Annotated in this window: 23 protein-coding genes; 12 read left to right on the forward strand and 11 right to left on the reverse strand. The window is 72.3% G+C overall.

Translation table 11 applies throughout. From position 1 onward, the window contains the following. Nucleotides 1-68 precede the first annotated feature (68 nt). Entirely contained in the window at nt 69-1679 is a 1611-nt protein-coding gene (locus OHS82_RS37035) for a M61 family metallopeptidase (RefSeq protein ID WP_328435420.1), read from the forward strand. Here the strand turns inward: OHS82_RS37035 and OHS82_RS37040 are convergent. The 5 genes from OHS82_RS37040 to xylB form a co-directional block, all read right to left on the reverse strand. After that, complete coding sequence (locus OHS82_RS37040; protein ID WP_328435421.1) at nt 1625-2047, reverse strand: hypothetical protein; 423 nt, start codon at nt 2045-2047, stop codon at nt 1625-1627. The two genes, OHS82_RS37035 and OHS82_RS37040, sit on opposite strands and share 55 nt — an antisense overlap. Before the next feature lie 598 nt (nt 2048-2645). Further along, nucleotides 2646-4169 (reverse strand): acetaldehyde dehydrogenase ExaC, encoded by a 1524-nt coding sequence (gene exaC / locus OHS82_RS37045; protein WP_057582635.1) that lies wholly within the window; start codon nt 4167-4169, stop codon nt 2646-2648. A gap of 195 nt (nt 4170-4364) precedes the next feature. Further along, a complete protein-coding gene (locus OHS82_RS37050) occupies nt 4365-5633 on the reverse strand; it encodes a GAF domain-containing protein (RefSeq protein WP_328435422.1) in 1269 nt (422 codons plus the stop codon). A gap of 517 nt (nt 5634-6150) precedes the next feature. Further along, the gene (locus tag OHS82_RS37055; protein WP_057582634.1) at nt 6151-7368 is read right to left on the reverse strand and encodes an ROK family transcriptional regulator; all 1218 of its coding nucleotides are present in this window, start codon (nt 7366-7368) and stop codon (nt 6151-6153) included. 70 nt (nt 7369-7438) lie between these two features. Then, nucleotides 7439-8884: a xylulokinase gene (gene xylB, locus OHS82_RS37060; protein ID WP_328435423.1), complete on the reverse strand. Its 1446-nt coding sequence runs from the start codon at nt 8882-8884 to the stop codon at nt 7439-7441. 138 nt (nt 8885-9022) lie between these two features. Here xylB and xylA point away from each other — a divergent pair, with 138 nt between their 5' ends. Both xylA and OHS82_RS37070 read left to right on the forward strand, forming a co-directional pair. Beyond that, nucleotides 9023-10189, forward strand: coding sequence for a xylose isomerase (xylA, locus tag OHS82_RS37065; protein WP_057582632.1), 1167 nt, complete (start codon nt 9023-9025; stop codon nt 10187-10189). 189 nt (nt 10190-10378) lie between these two features. Further along, entirely contained in the window at nt 10379-10837 is a 459-nt protein-coding gene (locus OHS82_RS37070) for a hypothetical protein (RefSeq protein WP_328435424.1), read from the forward strand. 142 nt (nt 10838-10979) lie between these two features. Here the strand turns inward: OHS82_RS37070 and OHS82_RS37075 are convergent, their stop codons facing one another. Further along, entirely contained in the window at nt 10980-12353 is a 1374-nt protein-coding gene (locus OHS82_RS37075; RefSeq protein ID WP_443061816.1) for an SWF or SNF family helicase, read from the reverse strand. Further along, nucleotides 12350-15424 carry a DEAD/DEAH box helicase gene (locus OHS82_RS37080; protein WP_328435426.1) on the reverse strand — a complete coding sequence of 1025 codons (3075 nt, stop codon included), beginning with the start codon at nt 15422-15424 and terminating at the stop codon, nt 12350-12352. Before OHS82_RS37080 ends, OHS82_RS37075 begins: the two co-directional genes overlap by 4 nt. Nucleotides 15425-15723: 299 nt before the next feature. Here OHS82_RS37080 and OHS82_RS37085 point away from each other — a divergent pair, with 299 nt between their 5' ends. Next, nucleotides 15724-15906, forward strand: coding sequence for a hypothetical protein (locus OHS82_RS37085; RefSeq protein WP_057582629.1), 183 nt, complete (start codon nt 15724-15726; stop codon nt 15904-15906). Nucleotides 15907-15961: 55 nt separating this feature from the next. Here the strand turns inward: OHS82_RS37085 and OHS82_RS37090 are convergent, their stop codons facing one another. From OHS82_RS37090 to OHS82_RS37100, 3 genes are all read right to left on the reverse strand, one after another. Next, a complete protein-coding gene (locus OHS82_RS37090; protein WP_057582628.1) occupies nt 15962-16873 on the reverse strand; it encodes a hypothetical protein in 912 nt (303 codons plus the stop codon). A gap of 134 nt (nt 16874-17007) precedes the next feature. Continuing rightward, a complete protein-coding gene (locus OHS82_RS37095) occupies nt 17008-17337 on the reverse strand; it encodes a hypothetical protein (RefSeq protein WP_328435427.1) in 330 nt (109 codons plus the stop codon). Between the two features lie 109 nt (nt 17338-17446). Then, nucleotides 17447-17971: a PadR family transcriptional regulator gene (locus OHS82_RS37100; protein WP_057582626.1), complete on the reverse strand. Its 525-nt coding sequence runs from the start codon at nt 17969-17971 to the stop codon at nt 17447-17449. A gap of 156 nt (nt 17972-18127) precedes the next feature. On the opposite strand from OHS82_RS37100, the gene OHS82_RS37105 reads away from it, so the two are divergent. Further along, nucleotides 18128-18886, forward strand: a complete 759-nt coding sequence (locus tag OHS82_RS37105; RefSeq protein ID WP_328435428.1) for an alpha/beta fold hydrolase — start codon at nt 18128-18130, stop codon at nt 18884-18886. Nucleotides 18887-18890: 4 nt separating this feature from the next. Here the strand turns inward: OHS82_RS37105 and OHS82_RS37110 are convergent, their stop codons facing one another. Further along, a complete protein-coding gene (locus OHS82_RS37110) occupies nt 18891-19490 on the reverse strand; it encodes a class I SAM-dependent methyltransferase (RefSeq protein WP_328435429.1) in 600 nt (199 codons plus the stop codon). Nucleotides 19491-19642: 152 nt separating this feature from the next. Between OHS82_RS37110 and OHS82_RS37115 the strand changes: the two genes are divergently transcribed. The 7 genes from OHS82_RS37115 to OHS82_RS37145 all read left to right on the forward strand — a co-directional run bounded on the left by OHS82_RS37115 (nt 19643) and on the right by OHS82_RS37145 (nt 26479). Further along, nucleotides 19643-20446, forward strand: coding sequence for an MHYT domain-containing protein (locus OHS82_RS37115; RefSeq protein WP_057582623.1), 804 nt, complete (start codon nt 19643-19645; stop codon nt 20444-20446). A 46-nt stretch (nt 20447-20492) separates the two neighbouring features. Next, a complete protein-coding gene (locus OHS82_RS37120; RefSeq protein WP_328435430.1) occupies nt 20493-23225 on the forward strand; it encodes a sensor histidine kinase in 2733 nt (910 codons plus the stop codon). Then, the gene (locus OHS82_RS37125) at nt 23222-23659 is read left to right on the forward strand and encodes a roadblock/LC7 domain-containing protein (RefSeq protein ID WP_057582621.1); all 438 of its coding nucleotides are present in this window, start codon (nt 23222-23224) and stop codon (nt 23657-23659) included. The genes OHS82_RS37120 and OHS82_RS37125 overlap by 4 nt, the downstream gene beginning before the upstream one ends. Before the next feature lie 17 nt (nt 23660-23676). Next, nucleotides 23677-24087 (forward strand): DUF742 domain-containing protein, encoded by a 411-nt coding sequence (locus OHS82_RS37130; protein WP_057582620.1) that lies wholly within the window; start codon nt 23677-23679, stop codon nt 24085-24087. A 74-nt stretch (nt 24088-24161) separates the two neighbouring features. Beyond that, a complete protein-coding gene (locus OHS82_RS37135; RefSeq protein WP_057582619.1) occupies nt 24162-24767 on the forward strand; it encodes a GTP-binding protein in 606 nt (201 codons plus the stop codon). Between the two features lie 219 nt (nt 24768-24986). Then, nucleotides 24987-25400: a roadblock/LC7 domain-containing protein gene (locus tag OHS82_RS37140; RefSeq protein WP_328435431.1), complete on the forward strand. Its 414-nt coding sequence runs from the start codon at nt 24987-24989 to the stop codon at nt 25398-25400. Between the two features lie 137 nt (nt 25401-25537). Further along, nucleotides 25538-26479 carry a DUF6397 family protein gene (locus OHS82_RS37145; RefSeq protein WP_328435432.1) on the forward strand — a complete coding sequence of 314 codons (942 nt, stop codon included), beginning with the start codon at nt 25538-25540 and terminating at the stop codon, nt 26477-26479. Nucleotide 26480: the final 1 nt, after the last annotated feature.

The raw sequence follows: 26480 nt of genomic DNA on the forward strand, positions 1-26480 counted from the left end.
GTCAGCGGTCCCTCCGGCCCGGCCGCTCACCGCCTGATTCCCGTCTTGCACCGAAAGGCACCCATTCCATGGCTTCACCCAGTATCGAGATCACCCTCACACCGGAAGTGGCGGACGGCGCGGCCACCGGCATCCGTGTCAGCTTCGAACTGCGAGGCCTGGTCCTGACCGAAGAAGACACCCTCTGTCGTCTTCCGCAGATTCTCGTCGGCGTCGCCGGAGCAGCGGTCACCGACGACGGCGTCACCGCCACCGACGACGCGGGAACGATACCCCTGGGCCATGCAGTCGACGACCCCACACCCACCTGGACCTTCCGTCGCTGGAAGCCCCGGAGGACCACCCAGGGCACGGTCCGCGTGGAATACTTCGCACCCGTGCGCGTGGTCACCGCGGCCACCACCAACGGCCCCCTGTACGACCTGCGCGCCGAGGGGCCAGGCGTCAGCGCCGCCGGGGTGTCCTTCCTCGCCCTGCCGGACCGCGAAGAGGAGCTCACCGCCCAGGTCGCCTGGGACCTCTCCCATCTGCCCACGGGCGCCCGCGGCGTCAGCAGCCACGGCGAAGGCACCGTCCACCGCACGGCCACCGCAGAACAGCTGACCTACACCTTCTTCATGGCAGGACCTGTGAGCTCCCACCCACAGGTCCCCGGAGACACCTTCGGCATGTACTGGCTGTCAGAAACCAAGTTCGACGCCAACGAGGTGGGACGCCACGTGGAACTGCTGTACCAGCAGATGTGCGCGTTCTTCCGGGACCCGGATCCGGGCTACCGGGTATTCGTGCGCAAACACCCCTTCGTTGGCAACGGCGGCAGCGCGCTGCCCGGCTCCCGCGGGTTCATGTTCGGCTGGAGCGACGAGAAAACCCAGACGACGGCCGCACTGAAGCGACTGCTCGAGCACGAGACGGTCCACAATTGGACGTTGCTGGACGGCGATCCCGCCGAAGTCAGCTGGTACAACGAAGGCACCGCGGAGTACTACTCCCTGCTCCTCACCTTGCGGTCCGGCGTCATCGACGAGGACAGCTTCGTGTCCCTGCTCAATGAGAGGGCCCACGGCTACTACGGGAATCCGGTGCAGACCCTCAGCAGCGCGGAGGCTGCCCGGATCTACTGGACGGACTGGCGGGCTCAGCGTGTGCCCTATGGCCGCGGCCAGTTCTACCTGCTCGACGTCGACCACAAGATCCGACAAGCCAGTGAGGGCCGGCGAAGCCTGGACGACATCATCTGGGAACTTCTTGACCGCAAGCGGGCAGGACAGGAAACAGGCGTCGACGCCTGGATCGAGCTGATCACCGCCGAACTCGGCCAGGACGGCCGCAAGGAGTACGAGGCGATGATGGCCGGCCAGTGGGTGCTGCCCTCCGCCGACTGTCTGAGCCCGCGCTTCACGGGCCGCGAGGAGCAGATCCGCCAGTTGGACGTCGGCTTCGACTACAGCAGCTTCAGGACGCAGACCGTCAGCGGCGTAGTGCAGGGAGGCAACGCGGACCGGGTCGGCATTCGTGACGGCGACCAGATCGTGCAGGCGCCGGCCCCCCACAGCCTGCCCTCGAAACCCGCCAAGGAGATCACCCTCACCCTCGCGCGGGACGGCCAGCAGTTCGAGGTCGCCTACGAGCCCTTCGGCGACCTCGTGCCGGGCATGCTGTGGGAGAAGACTGGCTGACCCACTGCCCCGAGGTCGTCCGAGGCAGCGCGCCACTGGTGACGCGCTGCCTGCGCGATGAGGGCCGCAGCCGCCGTACTCGGTGGCGGGGCTGGACAGTTCACCGAGGCGGCGTAGCGACGGGGGGGGGGCAGGTTGCGGTCTTCTTTCAGCCGTTCCAGCTCGCGCTTCTGCACGAAGTCGATGAGATCGAGCTTCTCGGCAACATCGAGGATCGTGTTCTCCACGTCGAGCATCGTGCGGACCGCTTCACGGTCAGGCCTGCCCCGGGCGTCGTCGATCCTCTTCACCACCAGCGCGGCATCGCCCTCCCCGTCCTCGGCGAGCTGATAAAGCTTAGGATGAGGTCCGTGCACACTGCCGTCCAAGTCAGGACGGTGGACGCGCGCGCAGAACCTGTCGTGTAGCAGCGGTACGCCTCGTTCACGAGAGGCCTGACCTCTTGATGTCGTTCCTGGTTGATTTTCAACGCCGAGGGTCTGATGACGCTGGCCGGTTCACGCAGGCCGTAGGGCCCGGGCGATCTGCCCGATTGGGCCAGGAAGTTGGGCGCGCTGGGCGGGCCGGGGCTGAGGCGACGGGCTCCTTTGGGGCGTCGCTGTCTCGCTATGTGTTTGGTCCAGGGGGTGGGACTGTTCGGTGAGAACTGGCCGCACCGTACCGCTCGTTGCCGACGCGGCAAGACGGGCCCGCTCGATGCCCAGAACGCGGTCCGGACGGTGCAGAGCGGATGGGGCCCACGCTCGGGCCAAGTCAGGTGACGGACCGGTGTGGATCACGCCTAGAGCTGCAGACGCGGCGTAGAGCGCGGAACATGGTGGAGCTCCAACTGGTCCGTGGCTGGTCCGGGGACCGCGCGGATTTGCAACGGTTCGCGCCGGAGCGTCTTGGGGTGACTGCGTACAGTGGCTGAGGAGCTGGGTTGTCTGGAGGGAAAACCTCCCTCCAGACAACCGACTTGCAGCTCTAGAAGAACCCAAGCTTCTTCGGGCTGTATGAAACAAGAAGGTTCTTCGTCTGCTGGTAGTGCTCCAGCATCATCTTGTGCGTCTCACGTCCGATCCCGGACTGCTTGTAGCCCCCGAAGGCGGCGTGCGCAGGGTACGCGTGGTAGCAGTTGGTCCACACGCGCCCGGCCTGGATCGCTCGACCTGCGCGGTACGCCGTGTTGATGTCGCGCGTCCACACCCCCGCGCCGAGGCCGTACGACGTGTCGTTGGCGATCTTGATGGCGTCGTCGAAGTCGTCGAACGAGGCCACCGAGACGACCGGGCCGAAAATCTCCTCCTGGAAGATCCGCATGCGGTTGTCGCCCTCGAAGATCGTCGGCTGGACGTAGTATCCGCCCTTCAATTCCCCGTCGTACTCAGCGCGTTCACCGCCGGTGAGAATCCTGGCGCCTTCGTTCCGGCCGATGTCGATGTAGGAGAGGATCTTCGCCAGCTGGTCGCCGGAGGCCTGCGCGCCGATCATCGTGTCGGTGTCGAGGGGGTGGCCGGGCTTGATGAGCTCGGTGCGGGCGACGGCCGCCTGGAGGAAGTCGCCGTAGTTGCCGCGCTGTATGAGGCCGCGCGAAGGGCAGGTGCAGACCTCGCCCTGGTTCAGCGCGAACATGGTGAACCCTTCGAGGGCCTTGTCCCGGAGGTCGTCGTCCTTGTCCCAGACGTCGTCGAAGAAGATGTTCGGCGACTTGCCGCCGAGTTCCAGGGTGACCGGTTTGAGGTGCTCCGCCGCGTACTGCATGATCAGCCGGCCCGTGGACGTCTCACCGGTGAAGGCGACCTTCGCCACCCGCGGACTGGACGCGAGCGGTTTACCCGCCTCCGGTCCGAACCCGTTGACGATGTTGACCACGCCCGGCGGCAGCAGGTCCGCGACCAGACTCATCCAGTAGTGCAAGGACACCGGGGTCTGCTCGGCGGGCTTGATGACCACCGCGTTGCCCGCGGCGAGGGCGGGCGCGAGCTTCCATGTGGCCATCAGGATGGGAAAGTTCCACGGGATGATCTGCGCGACGACGCCGAGCGGCTCGTGGAAGTGGTACGCCACCGTGTCGTCGTCGACCTCGCTGAGCGAGCCCTCCTGGGCGCGGACCGCGCCGGCGAAGTAGCGGAAGTGGTCGATGGCCAGGGGGATGTCCGCCGCCAGCGTCTCCCGGACCGGCTTGCCGTTCTCCCAGCTCTCCGCGACGGCGAGAGGCTCCAGGTAGGCCTCCATCCGGTCGGCGATCTTCAGCAGGATGTCGGAGCGCTCGGTTGCCGAGGTGCGCCCCCAGCCCGGAGCGGCGGCGTGCGCCGCGTCCAGCGCCCGCTCCACGTCCTCCGCCGTACCGCGCGCCACCTCCGTGAAGGTCTCCCCGTTGACCGGCGACGGGTTCTCGAAGTACCGCCCGAGCGCCGGGGGGACGTACTCGCCGCCGATGAAGTGGTCGTAGCGCGTCTGGTAGGAGACGATCGCGCCTTCGGTGCCGGGCGCCGCGTAACGGGTCATCCTGCTCTGCCTCCTTCAGCAGCGCTGCCCGCCGTTGGACAGCTCTTCGCGAGAGGCTAGGGAAACGGACGTTGCAACCACGTTGCGTGTGGGCAGAGCGCGCGCAGGAACAGTCCCCGCGGCCCGGCGCCGACGGCCCAGTGCCTGTCGAGCCGTCGGCATCGACGTCGACGGCTGTGGGCCGGGTCGTGGCCGCTAGGGGTGCGGCCATCCCGGCGGGGTCGTCAGCTCGGCCTCCAGCGACGCGAGGCGCGTCCGCGTCGCCGCCGTCGGACGGGCCGTCGCCAGCGCCCGCCACACGTCGACGTCGTCCTCGCCCCACGGTGCGTGGGCCCAGTCCGCCAGCAGATCGGGGTCGCCGCAGGCGATCAGCGCGGCGCGCAGACCTTCGGTGAGCCGGCGTCTGAGCCGTACCACCGCCGGCGCCTGCGATCCCGGCAGCGGAGGTCCGGCGTACGCCGTCGTCGCCGCCGTCACCGCCCCGGTCGCCAGCCGTCTCTCGACGACGGCCAGGTCCGACTCGCAGGCGACCGTGAGCCGGTAGGGGCGCGATGCCAGCAGGCCGGGGCCGAGGATTCCACGGAGCCGGGCGAGTTCGGCCCGCAGGGTCACCGGAGTCACCGACTCGTCCTCGTACAGCGCGCACAGCAGTTCGTCGCCGGTCATGCCTTCGGGGTGCCGGGCCAGGAGCAGCAGGATCTCGCTGTGCCGACGACTCAGCCGCAACTGCCGGTCACCGGCGACCAGTCGCGCCTCGTCCCGGCCCAGCACACTCAGTCGGGGGGTGTCGGCGCCGTGCTGCGCCGGGGCGAGCAGGGCCAGATGGGCCTCGGCGGCCCGGGCGACGGCCTGGACGAAACCCAGGCTGTGCGGATGGGCCAGTCCGTTGCCGCCCGTGATGTCCACGGCGCCCAGCACCCGACCCGTTCGGGGGTCGTGCACCGGTGCGGCCGCGCACGTCCACGGTTGCACCCGCCGTATGAAGTGCTCGGCCGCGAACACCTGCACCGGCCGGTCCAGGGCGACCGCCGTGCCCGGGGCGTTCGTCCCGACCGCGTTCTCCGCCCACCGTGCGCCGGGCACGAAGTTCATCCGCCCCGCGTGCCGCCGTGTCGCCGCGTGACCCTCGACCCACAGCAGCCTGCCGTGCGCGTCGCACACCGCCAGCAGATGCTCGCCGTCCGCGGCGAACGTGCCCATCAGCTCCCGGAACAGCGGCATCACCCGGGCCAGCGGATGCTCCGACCGATAGGTTCCGAGGTCGCCGTCGGTCAGTTCCACGTCCGCCGTGCCGTCTGGGCCGACGCCGGCCCGCGCCGAACGCCGCCACGAGTCGGCCACGACGGCGCGCACCGGTCGCGGCACGGTGCCCGCCTCGGTGAACGTCTCGTGGGCCCGGCGCAGAACCCGTACCCGCTCGGTGGGGTCGGCCCCCGGTTCGAGGGCCACCCAGGGATCGGTCAACTCGTCCTCCTGGAAGGCGTTACGGCTGGAGACATCGTCACTCCGGGTGCGCGGGCCGACAACCGTCCGGACGACCCTCACCGAAACCGATTCCTCCGGTCCCGGCCCGGCAGGTCCCGCTCCTGCCCGGCAATCCCGTCTGGTGCGGACGCGGCCGACGAGCCGCACGGAGTGACCCGGTGCCGGTCCGGACCGGGATCGGGATCGGGGCGGTCGGCGCCCCGACACCTCATGGTGTTCCATGACGCGCAGCCGTGTGCCCCGCGTCCGGAATCCGTGGAGGACCCGGCGTATGTGGACAACTCCCTCACACGAACGGGTAGTTCCTCTTGTCCCACGCGTACCGCACGGCCCGGGGTGTCCACGGAGCCGACGCGTACGGCGTCCTCGGCAGGCCCGGCAGGCCCGGCAGACCGGGCAGGTCCGGCGTGTTCGGCGTGTTCGGCGTCGATCGGTTCGCGAGGACGGCCGGCGCGGGCAACGGCCGCGTTCCGAGCCGCTCGGACCCGCTCGGCCGTCAGCCCGCTCGGACCCGCTCCGCCACCGCCGCCGGGTCGTCCAGTACCGCCCGTACCACCGAGTGCGCGGCGCCGAGCAGCGGCCCTTCGGGGCCCAGGCGTGAGACGGAGACAGGGCGGGCGGGGCCCGCGGTGCGACGCGAGAGTTCGGTCTCGAGCGACGGGAGGAGCCAGGGCGCGAGGCCGGCCAGTGCGCCGCCGAGCACCACGCCTTCCGGGTCCAGCAGGTTGAGCGCCCCGGTCAGGGCGATTCCGAGCGATGTCCCGGCGTCCCGCAGAGCACGCCGTACGTCAGGATCGCCGGCCGCGGCCCGTCCGGCGAGGAGACCGACGCGGTCCTCGCCCGGCTCCAGCCCGGCTGCCCGCAGCACCGCCTCCTCGCCGGCGTACTGCTCCAGACATCCGCGGCCGCCGCACACGCACGCCGGCCCGTCGGGGTGCACCGGAACGTGGCCGAGCTCGCCCGCGAAACCGCGCGTGCCGCGCAGCAGGGCGCCGTCCACGACGAGCGCGGCGCCGATGCCGATCTCGGCCGACACGTGCAGGAAGTCCCGCGGAGTGTCCGTGCCGAGCCAGAGTTCGGCCAGTCCGCCGAAATTGGCCTCGTTGTCCACGGTCAGCGGGTACTCCCCGGGCAGCAGGGCGCCGAGATCGACGTCCTGCCAGTCGAGGTTCGGCGCGCGCACCACCGTCCTGGCGTCCCGGGCCACGAGACCCGGAACGGCGACGGAGAGCCCGGCCGGCCACAGACCCTCGCGTTCCGCGGCCGTGACGACCTGATGCAGCAGCTCGGTCAGCTCCTCGACGACCGGCCCGGGGGAGCGGCCGCGGTTCGTGCCGTGCCGCACGGCCCGCGCCCGTACCTCGCCGCGCAGGTCGACGGCGCAGACCGCGAGGTGGTCGACCCCGATCTCGGCGCCTATGCCCGCCGGACCGTGCCCGCTGACCGCGAGCGCCGAGCCGGGTCGACCCACCCGGCCGGGGCGTTCCGGGCCGAGTTCCTCGAGCAGTCCGGCGCGTATGAGCTCGTCGACGAGGGTCGACACCGCTGCCCGGGTCAGACCGATCCGTGAGGCGACCGCGGCCCGCGAGAGCGAGCCCTCCGCACGGACGGCGTGCATCACGCGGGCCAGGTTGCGGCGGCGCATGCCCTGCTGGGTGTCGGGAGTCGCGCGCCCCCGGCCGCCCGGCCGGGCCTCGTGCAGCGGTGCGGTCATGCCTCCGTCGATTCGTCGATTCGTCGTCTCGTCGATGCCGGGTGGTCGGGTGGGCCGGCTTCTTCGATGGTCAGTGGGCGTTCGTGCGCCGCTCCAGCAGCGGGGACGCGTCGGAGAGTACCCCGGCGATTCTCGTCAGCGCCGCTTCGTCCCGCTCGACGGCGTCCAGGACCGGGCCCCGGGCGGTGTTCCAGCGACGGGCGACGGCGGCCGGGTCCTCGCCGGTCAGCAGCCCCGCCGCCTGCGCGGCGGCCCCCAGCGCGACGAGTTCCTTCGCCTCGGGAACCTGGACCGGACGCCCCGACAGTCGGCGCACGGTCTGCTGCCAGGCCGTGCCCCGGGCGCCGCCGCCGATCAGCAGCAGGGGGGCCGAGCGGTCCGCGTCCTCGTCGAGGACGAGGTCGAGCGCACCGAGCAGGGAGTGCACGGCCCCGTCGTAGGCGGCTTGGAGCAGCTGGCCGGCGGTCGTGTCGTGTCGCAGGCCGTGCAGCACGCCCGACGCGTTCGGCAGGTTCGGGGTGCGCTCCCCGTCGAGGTAGGGCAGGAGCGTGACGTGCGCGGTGGGCTCCACGGCCTCGCGGTCCAGACTGAGCAGAGCCGCGACGCGGTCGACGGCGAGCGTGCAGTTCAGGGTGCAGGCCAGGGGCAGCCAGTCGCCGTGGGCGTCGGCGAAGCCGGCCACGGTGCCGGTGGGGTCTGTGGGGCGGCGCCTGGCCACCGCGTACACCGTGCCAGAGGTGCCGAGGCTCAGCACGGGCGTGCCGGGACGCAGTCCGAGGCCGAGCGCCGCCGCGGCGTTGTCCCCGGTGCCCGGAGCGACCAGGGTTCCCTTGGCGAACGGCAGGTCGTGGCTGTCACGCACGGTGCCCGCCACCTCGCCGGGCCGCACCACGCGGGGCAGCAGGGCCGGGTCGAGCCCCACATGGGCGAGGATCTCCGCGTCGTAGGACTCGGTCCCCGAAGCCCACCAGCCGGTGCCCGAGGCGTCGCCGCGGTCGGTGGTCCCCTCGCCCGTCAGACGCTCGGTGAGGTAGTCGTGGGGGAGACGCACGGCCTTGGTGGCGCGCAGGGACTCCGGTTCGTTCTCCGCCAGCCACGCCCACTTGGTCACCGTGAAGGAGGCCGCCGGCACGGATCCGGTGCGCTCCGCCCAGAACTTCGCACCGCCCAGCTCCTCGGTCAGCCGGCGCGCCTGCGGAGCCGAACGGACGTCGTTCCACAGCAGTGCCGGGCGCACCGGCTCGCCGTGCTCGTCCAGCGTGACGAGTCCGTGCTGCTGGCCGCCGATCGACACGGCAGCGGCTTCGCGTGCCGCGTCGCCGCACTGGTGCAGCGCCTCACGCAGGGCGTCCCACCACTGGCGCGGGTCGCTCTCGCGGCCGACCCCGGCGGACACGGTGTGCGGAGCCTGGCCGCTTGCGACGACGGCCCCGGTGGCGGCGTCGACGACCAGGACCTTCGTGGACTGGGTGGACGTGTCCACGCCGACGACGAGCGGACCCTCGGCTGCTGACATCGCGTTCTCCCTCAAGTTTTTCCGCGGCTCTGCGGGATCTGTCTTCCCAGAGATGCGTCCGCATACTAATTTGTAAACGGCCATGACGAAATAGTTCGCCACCGCCCCGCACGACAGACTTCAAGCAAGGAGCCCGGCATGAGCTACCAGCCCACCCCCGACGACAGGTTCACCTTCGGCCTGTGGACCGTCGGCTGGCAGGGAAGGGACCCGTTCGGCGACGCCACGCGGCGTGCCCTCGACCCGGTCGAGACGGTGACGCGCCTGGCCGACCTGGGCGCCTACGGCGTGACCTTCCACGACGACGACCTCATCCCGTTCGGATCCTCCGACAGTGAGCGCGAGGAGCACATCAAGCGCTTCCGGCAGGCTCTGGACACCACCGGCATGACCGTGCCGATGGCCACCACCAACCTCTTCACGCACCCCGTCTTCAAGGACGGCGCGTTCACCGCGAACGACCGCGACGTGCGCCGGTACGCCCTGCGCAAGACGATCCGCAACATCGACCTCGCCGCTGAACTCGGCGCGAAGACGTACGTGGCCTGGGGCGGCCGTGAGGGCGCGGAGTCCGGCGCCGCCAAGGACGTCCGCGTGGCGCTCGACCGGATGAAGGAGGCCTTCGACCTCCTCGGCGAGTACGTGACCTCGCAGGGCTACGACCTGAAGTTCGCCATCGAGCCCAAGCCGAACGAGCCGCGCGGCGACATCCTGCTGCCCACCGTCGGCCACGCCCTGGCGTTCATCGAGCGCCTGGAGCGTCCGGAGCTGTACGGCGTCAACCCGGAGGTCGGCCACGAGCAGATGGCCGGGCTGAACTTCCCGCACGGCATCGCGCAGGCGCTGTGGGCCGGCAAACTCTTCCACATCGACCTCAACGGCCAGTCCGGCATCAAGTACGACCAGGACCTGCGTTTCGGCGCCGGTGACCTGCGTGCCGCGTTCTGGCTGGTCGACCTGCTGGAGAGCGCCGGTTACGCGGGCCCGAAGCACTTCGACTTCAAGCCGCCGCGCACCGAGGACCTCGACGGCGTGTGGGCGTCGGCGGCCGGCTGCATGCGCAACTACCTGATCCTCAAGGAGCGCGCGGCCGCGTTCCGCGGCGACCCGGAGGTCCAGGAGGCCCTGCGTGCCTCCCGCCTCGACGAGCTGGCGCAGGCCACCGCCGCCGACGGCCTGGAGAGCCTGCTCGCCGACCGCGCCGCCTTCGAGGACTTCGACCCCGAGGCGGCCGCCGCCCGTGGCATGGCCTTCGAGCAGCTCGACCAGCTCGCGATGGACCACCTGCTGGGCGCCCGGAGCTGAGCACACGCACGCGTGCGTGTGTGTGTCGAGCCGAAGGGGCCACACACGCGCGCGTGGCGCCGGACGCGTTCCGCCTCCGGCCGCTCTCCGTCCGCAATACGCCGGAATCATGCCCTCCATGCCATGAACCGGTATCAAGTCGCGTGCGGGGGTCGCCTCCTGAACCGGTGCACGGTCACGCTGGACGGTATGGCCCTGCCGCCCGTACCGCCTCAGCCGCCCGGACCGCCTGGTGACATGCCGCCGCCGGGCGGCTTCGGACCGCCCACCGCCCCCTATGGAACCGGCGCGGCCGGTGATCCCGGCGGCCCCGGCCGACGCCGCAGGAACCCGCTCTTCGTGGTGTTCGCCCTGCTGGTCCTGGCCGCGGCCGTCGTCGCCGTCGTGCTGATGGCCTCGGGAAGCGGCGACTCGCCGGACGACAAACCGACGACAGGGGGCAGCGCCACGAGCTCTCCCGAACCGTCGGACCTCCTTCCGTCGGCCCTGCCCAGCGGCTTCCCCAGCGACCTTCCCAGTGCGCTGCCGAGCACGCTGCCGACGGATCTGCCCACCGCACTGCCCACCGAGCTGCCGAGCACACTGCCGACCGAGCTGCCCAGTGGGCTGGAGTCGCTGCTGCCCTCGGTGGGGGAACTCGCGCCGTAGCCGGAGTCACCGGCCCCGCGGCCGACGTACGTGAGGCCCGCCGCCCTGCGTGCCCACGGCGTGACGGCGGAAGCCACGTTCGTCGGGGACGGCACGTCCGTCGGAGAGGAGACGGCGCCTCCGTAGGGGAGGGTGCTTCCGCCTACGACGACGCCTCTGTGGGGGACGGCTCCTCCCCGCCTTCGGGGCGAGCCGTCGCCAGGGCCGTCGCCGGGTCGTCGGCGGCGTCCCCGGCCGGCATCCAGCGACCGCCCTCCTTGCGGTACGGCCACCAGCGACCGTCCCGGCCCAGCCGGAGTTGGCAGGCCTCGTCGACGACCGTCCACCGGTTGGCACGCGCGCGCAGAGCCGGCCGCTCGTCGTCCTCCCAGGCGGCTTCCAACGCGGCCCGCGCGCGGGCGAGCACATTGCTGTCGACGGCCCACTCCTCCTCCAAGACCGACAGGGCGGCCGGCCCGCCGAGCCGCCAGGCCCGTACGGCGGAGGCCAGTTGCTCACGGCTGCGGCCGGAGCCCGCGGCCAGCCGTCCCGCCGCGGCGGTGAGCCCGTGCGCGCCCGGACGGCTGCCCACGTCACCGGCCGCGAGCCTCACGGCGTCCTGGCCGACCGACAACGGCTCAGCGCCCGCACTCCGTCCCGCAGGCTCGCGCAGCGCCTCCGCGAGCGACAGGTGCGCCGCGGCCGCTGTCCGGGCGGCCAGGAACTCCAGAGCGGCGGGCTCCACTGCGGGCGGGGGCGGGGTGTCCGTGTCCAACGCGGGCGGAACGCCCGGCTCCGGAGGGAGAGCGGGCGCGCCGGGCAACGCGGGCAGGATGTCCCCGGCCGCGTACGCCTCCGCCGCGTCGACCCCTTCGGCTCGGGGCGCCGCCGACGCGGATGCCCCCGGCGTGTCGGCGCCGCGTGCCTGGAGGGCGTCCAGCAGGACCCCTTCGGCGCGGCCTCGGAGCAGCAGCAGGACGAACGGATCCTGGTCGAGCAGCCTTGCCACCTGGTAGCAGACGGCCGCCGTGTGACCGCAGTGGTCCCAGGCGCCGCAGTCGCACTCCGCCTCGAGGTCGCCGAGCCCCGGCAGCAGGTGGACACCCGCTGCGTCGGCGTCCTCGACCAGATGGGGCGGCATCTCCCGGTCGAGCAGTGCCGCCATGTGGCCGGCCCGTTCGACCGTCAGGTCAAGGAAGCGGTCCCACTGCGCGTCCGAAAGGGTGTCGAGCAGCACGTCGGCCCGGTGCGGCGTGCGGTCACGACCGCGGACGACGGCCGTGACGCGCCCCGGCCGCACGGTCACCGCGCCCACGGAGCCCGCGCGCGCGAGTCGCCGGCCCGCCCTCACCTGCTCCGCGTCCATGGCGCCGTCCTCCAGCGCCGTGAGCCACGCCCTGCCCCACCAGGTCTGCGCGAATCCCTTCCCGTGTGCGGGAGGCAGCGCCGCGAACGTGCGCTCCTCGTGTCCCTCGTGTCCCTCGTTTCGCACGACGCGTCCCTCGCCGCGCCGCCCGGCGCTGTCGTAACCATTCATCGCGTGCCCCCTCGCAGCTCCACCAGATCGGCCAACTCGGCGTCCGTCAGCTCCGTCAGCGCCGCCTCTCCTGCCTCGAGGACGGCGTCCGCCACGGCCTGCTTGCGTCGCAGCATGTCGGCGATGCGGTCCTCGATCGTTCCTTCGGCGATCAGCCGGTGCACCTGCACGGGCCGGGTCTGGCCGATGCGGTACGCGCGGTCGGTGGCCTGCGCCTCGACGGCTGGATTCCACCAGCGGTCGTAGTGCACGACGTGCTCCGCGCGCGTGAGGTTGAGCCCGGTGCCCGCGGCCCGCAGGGACAGCAGGAACACCGGCACCTCGCCGTCCTGGAAGCGCCGGACCATGGCCTCGCGTTCGGCGACCGGCGTGCCGCCGTGCAGAAAAAGGGTGGGGACGCCCCGCGCGGCAAGATGCCGTTCCAGCAGTCGCGCCAGGCGCACGTACTGCGTGAAGACCAGCACGCTCGCCCCCTCGGCGAGGAGAACGTCGAGCAGCTCGTCCAGGAGCTCCAGCTTCCCGGAGCGTCCGGCGGTCCTCGGGCGGTCCTCCTTGAGGTACTGCGCGGGATGGTTGCAGATCTGCTTGAGAGCGGTCAGCAGTTTCACGATCAGGCCGCGCCGCGCCATGTCGTCGGCCTCGGCGATCGCCGCCAGGGTCTCGCGCACCACGGCCTCGTACAGGCCCGCCTGCTCGTCGGTGAGGGAGACGGGCCGGTCGGTCTCGGTCTTGGGCGGCAGCTCCGGCGCGATGCCCGGGTCCGACTTGCGCCGGCGCAGCAGGAACGGTCCGACCAGCCGGGCGAGCCGCTCCGCCGCCGCCGTATCCCCGCCGCTCTCCACGGCGCGCGCGTGGTGCGAGCGGAAGTGGCCGAGTCGGCCCAGAAGGCCCGGCGTCGTCCAGTCCAGGATCGCCCACAGCTCCGACAGATCGTTCTCCACCGGAGTGCCCGTGAGGGCCACCCTCGCGCGTGTGCCGATGGTGCGCAGCGCCCGCGCGGTCGCCGAATACGGGTTCTTCACATGCTGGGCCTCGTCCGCCACGACCAGGCCCCACGGGACCGTGCCGAGCCGCTGCGCGTCCATCCTGAGCGTGCCGTAGGTCGTGAGCACGAATTCCCCGTCGGCCGGCGCCGCGAGATCCCGGCGCGGGCCGTGGAAGCGGCGTACGGCGGCGCCCGGGGCGAACCTCTCGATCTCCCGCTGCCAGTTGCCCATCAGGGACGTGGGACACACCACGAGGGTGGGACCCGCGGACGTGGCGTCCGTCTGGCGGTGCAGGTGCAGGGCGATCAGCGTGACGGTCTTGCCCAGCCCCATGTCGTCCGCCAGACAGCAGCCCAGGCCGAGGGCCGTGTTCCGGACCAGCCAGTCCAGCCCGCGCCGCTGGTAGTCGCGCAGGGTGGCTTCGAGTGCGGCGGGCTGTGCCACCGGCTCGTGGCCCTCGGGACGCGTCAGCCGCTCTCGCAGGGCCGCCAGCCACCCGGTGGGCTCCACGTCGACCCGGTGGCCGTCCACCTCCGTGGAGCCCGTCAGAGCCGCGCTCAGGGCGTCCACCGGAGTCAGCTCGCGGTCCTGCCGGGCACCGGCACGGCGCAGCTCCCCGGGGTCGATCAGAACCCACCGGTCGTGCAGCCGCACCAGCGGCCGCTTCGCCTCGGCCAGGCGGTCCAGCTCCTCGCGCGTGAGCTGTCGTCCGCCCAGCCCGAACCGCCACGTGAACGTCAGGAGGGCGTCCGCAGACAGGAACGACGGCGTGCCCGACCCCGTGCGCGGCGACCCCGCGCGTAGCGATCCCGAGTCCTCCTCCGGGGGGCCCACGACCGCGCGGGCGGTCAACGTGCGGACCAGCTCCCGGGGCCAGTGCACGTCGACGCCTGCCTTCGCCAGCGCTCGAGAAGCGTCCCCCAGGAGTTCGATCACCTCCTCGTCGACGAGATCGACGGCCTCGGGGACCGCGGCCGACAACAGCGGAGTGAGCGCGGGCCAGGCCCGCGCGGCACGGCGCAGGGCGAGCAGGGTGTCTGTCCGCGCGCGGGGTCCGAACGCCTCACGCGTCACCTCGGGGCCGCCCCAGATCGCGGCGGCGTCGGCGACGAGCGCGGGATCGCTGACGCTGTGCACCTGCGGCACGGCCCGGAATCCGGGCATCACTCCGTCGAGGTCGAGGTCGAGGTCGAGGTCGAGGTCGAGGTCGAGGTCGAGGCCGGGGCCGGGGCCGGGGCTGGGGGCGGGGGAGGGGGAGGGGGAGGCGATCGCGCCGGCTTCGTGGAAGCCGGTCCCGGACCCGGCGGTGTCGCTTTCGCCGACGGCCGGTCCGCCGACCGGCGGTTCCTGTCCGGCGGATTCCGGGATTCCGATGCCCGACACCTCGACCCGCAGTGAGATCCGTACGCCGGCGTCGTGGCCTGCGGCCACGTCGGCCGCCCAGCCGCGCAGCTCCGGCACCGCTCGCGGCTCTCGCGCCGCGTACGCGGGCCCGCCGGTCACCAGCTCCGCGGCGGGCGTGCGGGGCAGTGCGTCCGCGAGGGCGTCCAGAAACGCGCGCAGCAGCCGCTCGGGGGCGGGGAGCCGCAGTGGCGGGGCGTCGTCCACGGGTACGGCGTGTGCCTCGGGAGGCATGGAGGCGGCCAGCCGACGCACCTGCTCGATGTCGTCGGGGCCCAGCGGGCCGGCCCGCCAGGCGTCGTGGTCCTGTGCGGACAGGCCGGGCAGCAACAGGCCGCGCGCCGTGAACCGCAGGGACAGCAGGGCGGCCGCACCCCAGAACGCGGTGGAGCGGTGGGCGTCCGGGGCGGCACGCGCGTGCACGAGGACGGGAAGGGCGTCCAGCACCGGCACCAGTAGGACGGGCACGCGCGTGACAGTCACGCCCGCGTCGGTCGGCCGGACGACGGACAGACTCGCGGACGGCTCCGGCCGGCCCCGCGGCCACGTCACGGGAAGGGCCTCGTCGTCGGGTCGCCAGAAGGCGACGCTGCCGGTGCGGGCCGGGGTGCCGGGTACGAACAGGGCGCAGCAGCGGACCAGTTCGGAGGTCTCGGAGGATACTTCCGTGGGAACCCTCTGCACGGTGATGGGCCTACTCCTCAAGTTTGACTACCAGGGGGAGTCGCCGAGGGTACAGCACTGGGGAGGGGAACGTGCACGGTGTTTCGGCCGACGTTTCGGCGGGCCGGTCGTGGGCGATCCCTTCCGAACGTCCGGCGGGTACGGCCTGCACCCCAGGGATTCTCGGGCGCCGCGGGCGCCTCGGGGGCGTCTCGGGGGCGTAGTTCAGGGACGTCTCAGGGTCGCTTCCGGAACCGCGGGCGGCGCGGACCCGTTTTCATGGCAGAGAGCGGCACACGGCCGCGAAGGAGGCGACGCACATGTCGAGAAACGCGAAGATCGCCGCAGGGGGTGTGGCGGTAGGGCTCCTCCTGCTGATCTGGCTGCCCTGGTGGGCCGCCCTGCTGATCGTGGTGGGGGTTCCGGCGGCGGCCTACCTCACGCTGGATCCCTCACAACGGCGCAGGCTGCGCCGTGTCACGCGCAAGGAGCTCGGCCGCTGAGCGACGGGGACCGCGTGGCGGTCCCCGTCGTCCGCCCGGGAAGGCCCGACCGGCCTCACAGGGGTCGTACGGCCATTTTGTCGAGCGCCTCCAGCAGCCCGGGCAGTTCGGGGCCGCGGCCGACCGGCAGCACCTCGCCGGGCTCGTCGTCGAGCAGCACGAACGCGATGTCGTCGGTCCTGGCGACGAGCGACCACCCGGGGCCGTCGGCGCGCAGCGTCCGCGCGTCACCGGGGGCGAAGGAGGACCGCACCCGCCCGAGCGGAGGCGGGCTGTCCACGTAGGCGCGCACCTCGGCCAGGACCCGCCGGATTCCGCTGTGCCCGCCCGGCGACGCCTTGCCGGTCGCGTCGGACCCGGGCACGTCGGACCCGGCAGGTGCCGCGTCAGCCTGGCCGTCGCCTGCGGCCCGCGCGTCGCTTGCGGCCCCCGCGGCTGCCTCCGCGTGCTCCCGCGACGACGCGAACTCCGTGTCGTCGATCTGCTCCCGCCACCGGGCCCACTGCAGCGCGATCTCGTCGGCGCCCAGCCGGCGCTGCGCCGGACCCCAGGTGCTGGTGTCCGGAGGCGTCAGTGCGGGCCCGTCCGCGACGTCCGGGGCGGGGTCGTGCGGATCCGGCACGCCGGGAGCCGCGACGGCGACCGCCAGCGGCCAGCCGGGCAGCGCGGCGACGACCGTCCGCTCGTCGGGCGACAGGTCGTATTCCATGCCGCAGTCCCACGACGCGATGGCGACGGCCACCAAGGACACGTCGTCGATGACGACGGTCCACCGTGCCCCTTCGCCGTCCTGGCCCAGCACCAGGCCGTACCCGTCGGCGAGCGGCGGCATGCCGAGCGCCGCGCAGGCCTCCGGGTAGTCGTCGCCCAGCGCGCTCGGGAACTTCGCCGGCGTCAAAAGCACCGCCGTGAGCACATAGAGCGCATCGTCCGCGGCGGCGACGGTGTCCTCGTCCGTCCCGGCCATCCCAGCCTCCCCATTTCGTCCAACCGCGCGCACCCTAGTGCGGCGAGAAGGCGCTTGTCACGACTGGCCGACACCCGGAGCTGCAGGTTTCCGGCCGGACGGGGCGAATCGACCACGGGCGGCCGCCGGATGCGTCACGCCGCCGGCAGTCCGAGGAGTTCGCGAGCCACGGTCTGCGGCGATTCGTCGCGTTCCCGTGCCAGGGCGATGACAGCGCGACAGGCCAGTTCGTTGACGCCGAAGGACAACGCCTCCGGCGACACCCAGTCCGCCGCCTCGTCGATTCTGTCCTGATCGTCCTCCGCGCAGGCTGACACGTACACGGCGGCTGCCTCGAACAGATTGTGCGTGCGCTTTCCACCCGTGCGCGCGGGTTCGTCCCGACTCCCCGCGCTGCCCGGACCGGACCGCGCGCGCCACGCGTCGACGAGTCTTCCGCAGGCCTTGCGTATCGCACCGAACATGCCGACCGCCTTCCCAGTGCCTCAATGCGCCGACGGGCCGTCCATCTCCCGCTGCTCACCCTGGAGTTGCCCGGCAGAAGGCGGAAGGGAACGGGGTTGCGGTCACGGATCAGCCGTCGAGCGAGTCGAGCGTGTCGTGCAGCCAGGCGAGCTCGGCCCGTGAGGTGGCCCGGGCGATGGCCAGGACGCCGCGCCGGAAGGGGTCCGTCAGCTCCTCGGCCCGCACCGGACGGTCGCCGTCGTAGAAGAAGCTCGCCGGTTCCTCGAGGAAGGCCAGCCGGCGGCGCAGCACCGCGGCCTGGGCGGCGGAGTCGTCCAGATGCCGCAGGAAGGCGAGCACCGTGAACCAGCGGTTCTCGTCGGTGATGTCGCGCCGGTCGGGTTCGGCGAGCCGCCTGCGCAGTTCGTCGCGGCCGTCGGCGGTCAGGCTCAGGACGTGCCGCGGAGCGGCTACGGCGCCGGGTTCCGTGGCGCGCACCAGGAAGCCCGCCTTCTCCAGGCGCTTGATGGCCGGGTACAGGGTGCTCTCGGCCACGGGGCGCACGTGCCCGGTGAGTGCGGTGATGCGCTTGCGCAGCTCGTAGCCGTGCAGCGGGGCGTCGAAAAGGAAGCCGAGGACGGCGAGCTCCAGCATGCCCGCATTCTGCCGCAGAGCAGGCGTACCTCGCCGACTGGGTACCCCGTGCAGCAGATACGCCGTTGACACAATACCTCGTAACCGATGTATGGTCGTCGCGATCCTGATGGTGATCGATCCTGACGGACGACGACGGTGATCCGAGGGGAAGCGATGCAGCAGACCGAGTTCGACGACAGGGGCAGCCGAGTGCGCTGGACGGAGACCTGGGGCGGCGGCCCCGCGCGGGTGTACGTGCACGGGCTGGGCGCGGCCTCGACCGTGTACCACGCGCACGTGGCGGCGCGGCCGGAACTGGCAGGCCGGCGGAGCATGTTCGTCGACCTGCCGGGGCACGGCATCAGCGACCGCCCTGCGGACTTCGGCTACACGCTCGAGGAACACGCCGACGCCCTGGCGGCCGTGCTGGACGCGGCAAAGGTGACCGGCGCCGAACTGATCGCCCACAGCATGGGCGGCTCCGTGGCCGTCGTCCTGGCCCACCGCCGGCCCGACCTGGTCGCTCGGCTGGTGCTGACGGAGGCCGACCTAGACGCCTGCCCGCCGCCCGCCCCGGGCAGCAGCGGCATCGCCTCGTACGCGGAGGACGATTTCGTCGCCTTCGGGTACGCGCGCGTGCTCGACGAGGTCGGACCTCTGTGGGCCGCGACCATGCGGCTCGCCGACCCGCGCGCACTGCATCGCAGCGCCGTCGGTCTGCGGCGCGGATCCGATCCGGTCATGCGCGAGATCCTGACCGGGCTGCACTCGGTGGAACGCGTCTACCTGCAGGGTGAGCTCACCGGCCCGCTCGACGGAGCGGACGCGTTGGAGGCCGCGGGGGTGCGCGTGGTCACGGTGCCGGGCGCCGGCCACAACGTCATGTTCGACAACCCGGACGCGTTCGTGCGGGCGGTCGGCGCAGGCGAGTGACCCCTCAGCTCTCGCGTACCGCCACTGCGAGGAACCGTGCGTCCTCGTCGACGTACGACGTCATACGCCACCCCGACCCCGCCAGCAGGGGACGCAGGTTGGCCTCCGCGCGCAGATCCTCCGGCGTGATCCGACGGCCCTGGCGGGCCGCGAGCGCCGCCCGGCCGATGGGGTGGAAGAGAGCCAGTGTGCCGCCGGGGCGCACCACGCGCGCCAACTCGCTCAGGTTCTCCGCCGGCCGGGGCAGATGGGCGACGAGGCCCGCACCGAAGACGGCGTCCAGGGCCCCGGAACGCAGCGGGAGCGCGGTGACGTCCGCGAGCACCAGCCGCCCGTCCCGGTCGCGTCCGGCCCTTGCCGCGGCCTCCAGCATGGCCGGGGTCAGATCGACCCCGACGACCACTCCCGAACGCCCCACGGCGGCACGCAGCGGCGGCAGAGCCCGCCCGGTGCCGCAGCCCGCGTCCAGCACACGGTCCCCCTCGTGCAGCCCGAGGCCGCCGACCGCGGCCGCGTAGGCGGGACCGTCGTCCGGGAACCGGTCGTCCCACCCGGCAGCACGGGCCCCGAAGAACTCCTGAACATGTGTGTGACGGTCGCTCATTCTCCGCATGATCCCTCACCGGCCCGGAGGACGCCTCGGCGCACATGTTCGAGCGTGACCCGATCGTTCAGGCGCACCTCTGAGTCATATTCCAACAGCTTTCGAAATGCGCCGCCCCTGTGCCTCCATGGCCCGGCTACCGTCCCGTGGCCATGGGACACCTGGACCACGCCGCCTTCGGCTGGCTGACCCCCGTGCTGTCGTACGCGATGGCCTGCATCGGCGCCGCCCTAGGGCTGCGCTGCACCATGCGCGCGCTCGGCGCCTCCGGGCGCTCACGCCGCAACTGGCTGATCACCGCCGCGTCGGCGATCGGCACCGGCATCTGGACCATGCACTTCGTGGCCATGCTCGGATTCGGCGTCAGCGGCACCGACATCCGTTACGACGTCCCCCTGACCGTGCTCAGCCTTCTCGTGGCCATGGTCGTGGTCTGCGCCGGTGTCTTCGCCGTCGGCTACAGCGGCGACCGCACGCGCGCGTTGCTGATCGGCGGGCTCACCACCGGTCTGGGCGTGGCGAGCATGCACTACCTGGGCATGGCGGCGGTCCGGCTGCACGGCGACGTCACCTACGACGCGGTACGAGTGGGACTCTCCGTCGTGATCGCCGTCGTCGCGGCGACCGCGGCACTCTGGGCCGCGCTCAACATCAAGTCACCGATCGCCGTCACCCTCGCCTCCCTCGTCATGGGCGTGGCGGTGAGCAGCATGCACTACACCGGCATGTTCGCGGTGCGGGTGCACGTCACGCCCTCGGGCGAGGCGCTGCCCGGGGCCACGGCGATGCAGTTCATCTTCCCCCTCGCCGTCGGTCTCGGGTCCTACCTCTTCCTGACCTCGGCATTCGTCGCGCTGTCGCCCACCACGGGGGAACGCGCGGCCTCCGCCTCGGCACAGCAGGCGGTGGAGATCGCCCAGGGCGGTCCGGGGCGACAACAGGCCCGGACCGTCTGACCGGCCGCCACACCCGTCTCAGTCCCCCCTTCCGAGCGAGGAGGCCATGCGCACACCCCGCAGGACCCCGACGGCCGGCGCCGACGCGCCGCCCCCCGCGCGCGGGCGGCGCGCCCACGCCGGACCCCCGGCCGACGAAGGGCCGGACGAGCGGACGGATCCCTCGACGGACCCGTCCCTGGACGCGCCGCTCCCGCGCGCGGAGGGCTGGCGTCTTCGACCGCGCACCGTACGAGCCAAGATCGTCTGCCTGCTGATGGTGCCCGTCGTCTCCCTGCTCGCCCTGTGGGCCTACGCCACGGTCAGCACCGCACAGGACGTCTCCCGGCTGCGCCAGTTGCAGCGCGTCGACTCCCAGGTCCGAGCCCCCGTCGCCGCCGCCGTGACCGCCCTCCAGGCCGAACGCACGGCTGCCGTCCGGTACGCGACCCGTCCCGCACCCGGGCAGGACGCCGACCTGAGGACGCTCGCCGCACGCACCGACAAGGCGGTGTCCGCCCTGCGGCTCGGCGACGACAGCACCGTCGCCGACGGCCAGGACCTGCCCGCGGACGTCGCTCGACGTCTCGAGGCGTTCGTCTCCGACGCCGAACGGCTGACCTCGCTGCGGGCCGCCGTGCTCGACGGCAGCGCCGGCTGGGAGACGGCCTACAGCCGGTACACCGGCGCCATCTCGTCGGCCTTCGCGGTCGGCGGCGCCCTCTCGGGCATCCAGGACGCCGAACTCGGCTCCGACGCACGCGTGCTGCTCGAGTTCTCCCGCGCGGGAGAGGCACTGGCCCAGGAGGACGCCGTGCTCGCCGGCGCCCGCCTGAACGGGCGCCTCGAGGGAACCCGCCTGCGACTGTTCACCGGCGCCGTCGACACACGTCGCGCCCTCACCGGATCGGCCACCACGGACCTGCGCGGACCCGAGCACACCGCCTGGCGCCGTCTCGCCGCCGACAGCGCCTACGCGGTCCTGAGGGCCTCCGAGGACGGCGTGCTCGCCGAACGACCGGGAGCGAAGGCGCTCGCGGCCGCTCCCGCGAGCACCTGGGACTCGGCACACGCCCGCGTGCAGGACGGGATGCGGACCATCGAGGCGGACGCCGGCAGCGACGTCGCCGGCCGCGCCGACCCGCTCACCCGCGGTCTGCTGACCGCACCAGGAGCCGCGGTTCTGCTGGGCCTCGGCGCCGTCGTCGCCTCGCTCGTCATCTCCGTGCGCATCGGTCGCGGGCTCGTCGTCGAACTGGTCGGCCTGCGCAACAGCGCTCTGGAGATCGCCCGGCGCAAACTCCCGGAGGCTATGGGGAAACTGCGCGCCGGGGAGCAGATCGACGTCCACGCGGAAGCTCCGCCCGGTCCTCCCTCCGAGGACGAGACCGGACAGGTCGCCGAAGCCCTGAACACCGTGCACCGGGCCGCTCTGCACGCCGCCGTGGAGCGCGCCGAACTCGCCAGCGGCATCTCCGGGGTGTTCGTCAACCTGGCCCGCCGCAGCCAGGTCCTCGTCCACCGCCAGCTGAGCCTCCTGGACAGCATGGAGCGCCGCTCCGACGACCCGAACGAGCTCAGCGACCTCTTCCGGCTCGACCACCTCACCACCCGGATGCGACGCCACGCGGAAAGCCTGATCATCCTCTCCGGCGCGGCGCCCGGCCGGGCCTGGCGGATGCCGGTCTCCCTCACCAACGTCGTCCGCGCCGCCGTCTCCGAGGTCGAGGACTACGCGCGCGTGGAGGTACGGCAACTCCCCGAGGCCGCCGTCATCGGCACGGCCGTGGCCGACCTCACCCACCTGCTCGCCGAGCTGGTCGAGAACGCGGCGCAGTTCTCGCCCCCGCACACGCGTGTGCGCGTCACCGGCGAACCCGTCGGCAACGGCTACGCCGTGGAGGTCGAGGACCGGGGCCTGGGCATGGGCAGGGAGACCCTCGACGAGGCCAACCGGCGCATCGCCCAGTCCGAGGCCCTCGACCTGTTCGACAGCGACCGGCTAGGCCTGTTCGTGGTGAGCAGGCTCGCCGCCCGGCACGGCGTCAAGGTGCATCTGCGGACCTCGCCCTACGGCGGCACCACGGCGGTCGTCCTGTTGCCGACGGCTCTGCTGCACAGTGGCACGCCGGACGCTGCCGCCCGCGAGGCGGCGGCGGGACAGTCGGCGGAACGTGCCTACGCGCGCGTGGCGGTGGGCGACAGGCACGCGTCCGAAGTCCACGCGTCCGACGCCCGTACCGCCGACGTGCACGCCTTCGGACCGCACGATGTGCCCGAGCGGCCGCGCGACCACCGGCAGGCGGTCGACGTCGGCTCTTCCGGCCGACGCCGCGAGTCCGTCCCCGCGCCCGTCGAACGTCCCGCGCTCGCGGCCCCGGCGCAGGACACCGCCGAGCCGGCCGCGGCCGGTCCACCGCCCCCCGGAGTGACCGCCTTGCGCCTGCACCGTCCCCCGGACGACGAAGACGTCGTGGACGGCGATGACGCCGGACACGAAGACACCGCACAGGGAGACACCCGATACGGCGAAGACACCGGACACGGCGAAGACACGGACGACCTTCCACGCCGGGTCCGGCAGGCCAGTCTCGCTCCGCAACTGCGCCGCTCGCGCCCGGGGGAACCGGCCCGGACGCCCACCCCGCGCGGCGACGAAGGACGCACGCCCGAGCTCGCACGGAACCGCATGGCCGCGTATCGGGAGGGCTGGGCCCGAGGCGGCGGAAGGCAACCCGGCCGCGGCGCCGCCCCGCATTCCGCACCGGGCAGCGAAAGCACTGAAGGAGACCACGCATGATCCAGGACCCGAGCATGAGGTCGGCCCAGCGGTCCGGCGAACTCGACTGGCTGCTGGACGACCTGGTGATGCGTGTGAGCGAGGTACGGCACGCGGTGGTGCTGTCCAACGACGGCCTCGCCGTCGGCGCCTCCACCGACCTCAGACGCGAGGACGCCGAGCACCTCGCCGCCGTCGCCTCCGGCTTCCACAGCCTCGCCAAGGGCGCGGGCCGCCATTTCGGCGCCGGCGGCGTGCGCCAGACCATGGTGGAGATGGACGAGGGCTTCCTGTTCGTGGCCGCCGCAGGCGACGGCTCCTGCCTGGCCGTGCTCACCGCCGTGACCGCCGACATCGGTCTGGTCGCGTACGAGATGGCACGGTTGGTCAAGCGCGTCGGCGAGCACCTCTACACGCCCCCGCGCCTCGCCGCGCGGCCGCCCGTCGTCGGATGAGGCGAGAGTCCGCGCCGATGACCGAGGACATGACCGGCGCCCCGCACGAACCGGGCAGCCAGTGGTTCGACACCGAGGCCGGCCCGCTCGTCCGCCCGTACGCCATGACGGGCGGACGGACGACACCCGGTCCTACGGGGGTGCGCTTCGACCTGATCGCCCTGGTCACCCTGGATCCGGGCGCGCCCGCCACGGAAGGCATGGCGATCGGGCCGGAGCACCGTACCCTCCTCGGTCTCTGCCGCGAGGAGACCCAGTCGGTCGCGGAACTCGCGGCCGGAGCCGACCTGCCCGTGGGCGTGGTCCGGGTGCTCCTCGGCGATCTGCTGGAACTGGGCTGCGTCACCGTCAGCCGCCCGGTCCCGCCCGCGCAGCTGCCCGACGAACGGATCCTGCGCGAGGTGATCGCAGGGCTGCGCGCCCTGTAGGCGACGAACAAGGCCGACGCCCCCGAACTCGAACCCGAACCCGATGCCGATCCCGATCCCGAGAGAAGTGATCCATGGTCTCCGAGCACTCCGACGCCGCCGACGGCGAGTCGGCCCCCATGGCGTTGAAGATTCTGGTCGCCGGCGGCTTCGGCGTGGGCAAGACCACGATGGTGGGGGCGGTCAGCGAGATCAAACCGCTGCGCACCGAGGAACTGCTCAGCCAGGCAGGGCAGTCGGTGGACGACACCGACGGCGTGGACCAGAAGGTCACGACCACCGTCGCGATGGACTTCGGCCGGATCACCATCCGTTCCGGTCTCTCCCTCTATCTGTTCGGCACTCCGGGGCAGGACCGCTTCTGGTTCCTGTGGGACGAACTGTCCCAGGGCGCACTGGGCGCGGTGGTTCTGGCCGACACCCGACGGCTCGAGGACTGCTTCCCCGCGGTCGACTACTTCGAGCACCGGCACATTCCGTTCGTGGTGGCCGTCAACTGCTTCACGGGCACACGGACATACGGCGCCCGGGACGTGTCGCGCGCGCTCGACCTCGACCCCGGCACCCCGGTCGTCCTGTGCGACGCCCGCGACCGTGACTCGGGGAAGGAGGTGCTGATCCGGCTGGTCGAGTACGCCGGGCGGATGCACACCGCCCGGTTGCTCGACTCGGTCAGCTGAGCTCACCGTCGGCCGCGGCGTCAGCTCGCGATGTCCTGCGGCGCCACGAGCCGTGGGAATCCCGCCGGGTCACGCGGTGGAGGAAGCCGACTTCCGCGCCATGCCGCCGTGCTCCTTGCTCCGGCGGCCGTCCCTGGGCAAGGGTGATGTGCGGTCCTCCGGTGAGCCAGGGGGCGCACGGGGACGGCTGACGGGGAACGTCACACGGGGGAGCGGGACATGACGGGCAACCAGGGAACGGGCCGGCTGCTGGACGATCTGGCCGAGCGTGTCGACCACGTACGACACGCACTCGTCCTGTCCGACGACGGGCTGGTGGCGGCCGCGAGCACCGGAATGCGCCGGGAGGACGCCGAACACCTCGCCGCCGTCGCGTCCGGCCTCCACAGCCTGGCCAAGGGCTCGGGACGTCACTTCGGGGCGGGCCGGGTGCGTCAGACGATGATCGAGTTCGACGACGCGGTGCTGTTCGTCACCGCGGCCGGTGCGGGCAGCTGTCTGTGCGTGCTCAGCGGGGTGGACGCCGACATGGGACGGATCGCCTACGAGATGACCCTGCTCGTGGACCGGGTCGGCGAACACCTCACCGTGGACTCCCGGCACCCTGACCGCCCCCCACTGTCAGACCTCTGACCTGCAGTTCCATCCTCCCCTCCGGAGTTATCCACAGGCCGCCACGAGATCGGCGTCCGCGGGTACGGTTTTTTCCGGGGCCACCGCCGAGGGCGCGGGCCTGCTTCACTCCACTCACTCCACGGGGGAGATCGGCCATGTCCGGAAACACCGTCACACGCCTGTACGCCACATCCGTCGCGCCCGGTCGGGCGGCGCGGGAACTGAGCCTGAAACGCAGCGAGTTCGACCTCGGCGTACACCTCGGGCGGATCAGGACGACACCCGACGAAGGGGGAGGGGGCCCTCGGGTGGCCCGCGCCGAGATCGACCGCCTGCGCGCGGAACCCGGCTTCCCCGAGATTCTGCGCGGGCAGGTGCACGCCGTGGGCACCGGCGAGGGCGCGGCGATCCTGGAGGTGCCGCCCACCCGGTTCACCCGTCTCGCCCGGGTGGGACTGGTGGTGCCCGTCAAGTTCTACCTCAACCGGTACCGGGCCGTCGTATGGCTGTATCTCGCCGAAGAGCTGCGGCAGTTCGCGGCCGACCGGACGAACGCGTTCCTGCTCACGGGCCGGACGCCCGAGGTGTTGCGCAGCCAGCTGGCCGCAGGCGTCGACCTGCGGCCCCGAAACTGGCGGGGACGCCACCTGGGCTTCCTGCTCCGACAGACGGAAGATCCCTGGCAGCGTGCCGGAGTGCTGGCGGCCTTCCTCGGCCCGCCCCACGTCGCGGAGATCGTCGACGATCCCTACGAACGCGCGCACCTGAACAGGTTCCGGCCGGGACCGCCGGCGCACGGAGCCCCTGGCTCCCCCGCCGCCCAGCTCATCGAGAAGATCATGACCGCGCAGGACCGCGACGAGATCGACTGGCTGAGCTCCGACCTGGCGAACACCCTGGCCGAGGCCCGTGCCGGAAGGCCCGCGCCACGCCTCTTCCCGAAACCCGTCCGGCAGCGTCCGTCACCGCGGTACGGACGATCTGACGCACCGGAGGCGCAGGACGAGTCGTATGCGTACGACGAGCCGGACGCATACGACGGGCCGAGCCCGTCGACGCGTGGCCTGTTCGGCTGGCTGCGCCGCCGCAGCGGCTGAC

The sequence above is a fragment of the Streptomyces sp. NBC_00425 genome (assembly GCF_036030735.1).
In the GTDB taxonomy this organism is placed as follows: Bacteria; Actinomycetota; Actinomycetes; order Streptomycetales; family Streptomycetaceae; genus Streptomyces.

Bases quoted from the DNA above. Each gene is read 5' to 3' on its own strand.
- exaC (WP_057582635.1), bottom strand. From the start codon at position 4,169: ATGACCCGTTACGCGGCGCCCGGCACCGAAGGCGCGATCGTCTCCTAC.
- OHS82_RS37110 (WP_328435429.1), bottom strand. From the start codon at position 19,490: ATGAGCGACCGTCACACACATGTTCAGGAGTTCTTCGGGGCCCGTGCT.
- OHS82_RS37120 (WP_328435430.1), top strand. From the start codon at position 20,493: ATGCGCACACCCCGCAGGACCCCGACGGCCGGCGCCGACGCGCCGCCC.
- OHS82_RS37085 (WP_057582629.1), top strand. From the start codon at position 15,724: ATGTCGAGAAACGCGAAGATCGCCGCAGGGGGTGTGGCGGTAGGGCTC.
- OHS82_RS37055 (WP_057582634.1), bottom strand. From the start codon at position 7,368: ATGACCGCACCGCTGCACGAGGCCCGGCCGGGCGGCCGGGGGCGCGCG.
- OHS82_RS37035 (WP_328435420.1), top strand. From the start codon at position 69: ATGGCTTCACCCAGTATCGAGATCACCCTCACACCGGAAGTGGCGGAC.
- OHS82_RS37125 (WP_057582621.1), top strand. From the start codon at position 23,222: ATGATCCAGGACCCGAGCATGAGGTCGGCCCAGCGGTCCGGCGAACTC.
- OHS82_RS37140 (WP_328435431.1), top strand. From the start codon at position 24,987: ATGACGGGCAACCAGGGAACGGGCCGGCTGCTGGACGATCTGGCCGAG.
- xylB (WP_328435423.1), bottom strand. From the start codon at position 8,884: ATGTCAGCAGCCGAGGGTCCGCTCGTCGTCGGCGTGGACACGTCCACC.
- OHS82_RS37105 (WP_328435428.1), top strand. From the start codon at position 18,128: ATGCAGCAGACCGAGTTCGACGACAGGGGCAGCCGAGTGCGCTGGACG.
- OHS82_RS37095 (WP_328435427.1), bottom strand. From the start codon at position 17,337: ATGTTCGGTGCGATACGCAAGGCCTGCGGAAGACTCGTCGACGCGTGG.
- OHS82_RS37100 (WP_057582626.1), bottom strand. From the start codon at position 17,971: ATGCTGGAGCTCGCCGTCCTCGGCTTCCTTTTCGACGCCCCGCTGCAC.
- OHS82_RS37090 (WP_057582628.1), bottom strand. From the start codon at position 16,873: ATGGCCGGGACGGACGAGGACACCGTCGCCGCCGCGGACGATGCGCTC.
- OHS82_RS37070 (WP_328435424.1), top strand. From the start codon at position 10,379: ATGGCCCTGCCGCCCGTACCGCCTCAGCCGCCCGGACCGCCTGGTGAC.
- OHS82_RS37130 (WP_057582620.1), top strand. From the start codon at position 23,677: ATGACCGAGGACATGACCGGCGCCCCGCACGAACCGGGCAGCCAGTGG.
- xylA (WP_057582632.1), top strand. From the start codon at position 9,023: ATGAGCTACCAGCCCACCCCCGACGACAGGTTCACCTTCGGCCTGTGG.
- OHS82_RS37075 (WP_443061816.1), bottom strand. From the start codon at position 12,353: ATGAATGGTTACGACAGCGCCGGGCGGCGCGGCGAGGGACGCGTCGTG.
- OHS82_RS37115 (WP_057582623.1), top strand. From the start codon at position 19,643: ATGGGACACCTGGACCACGCCGCCTTCGGCTGGCTGACCCCCGTGCTG.
- OHS82_RS37145 (WP_328435432.1), top strand. From the start codon at position 25,538: ATGTCCGGAAACACCGTCACACGCCTGTACGCCACATCCGTCGCGCCC.
- OHS82_RS37135 (WP_057582619.1), top strand. From the start codon at position 24,162: ATGGTCTCCGAGCACTCCGACGCCGCCGACGGCGAGTCGGCCCCCATG.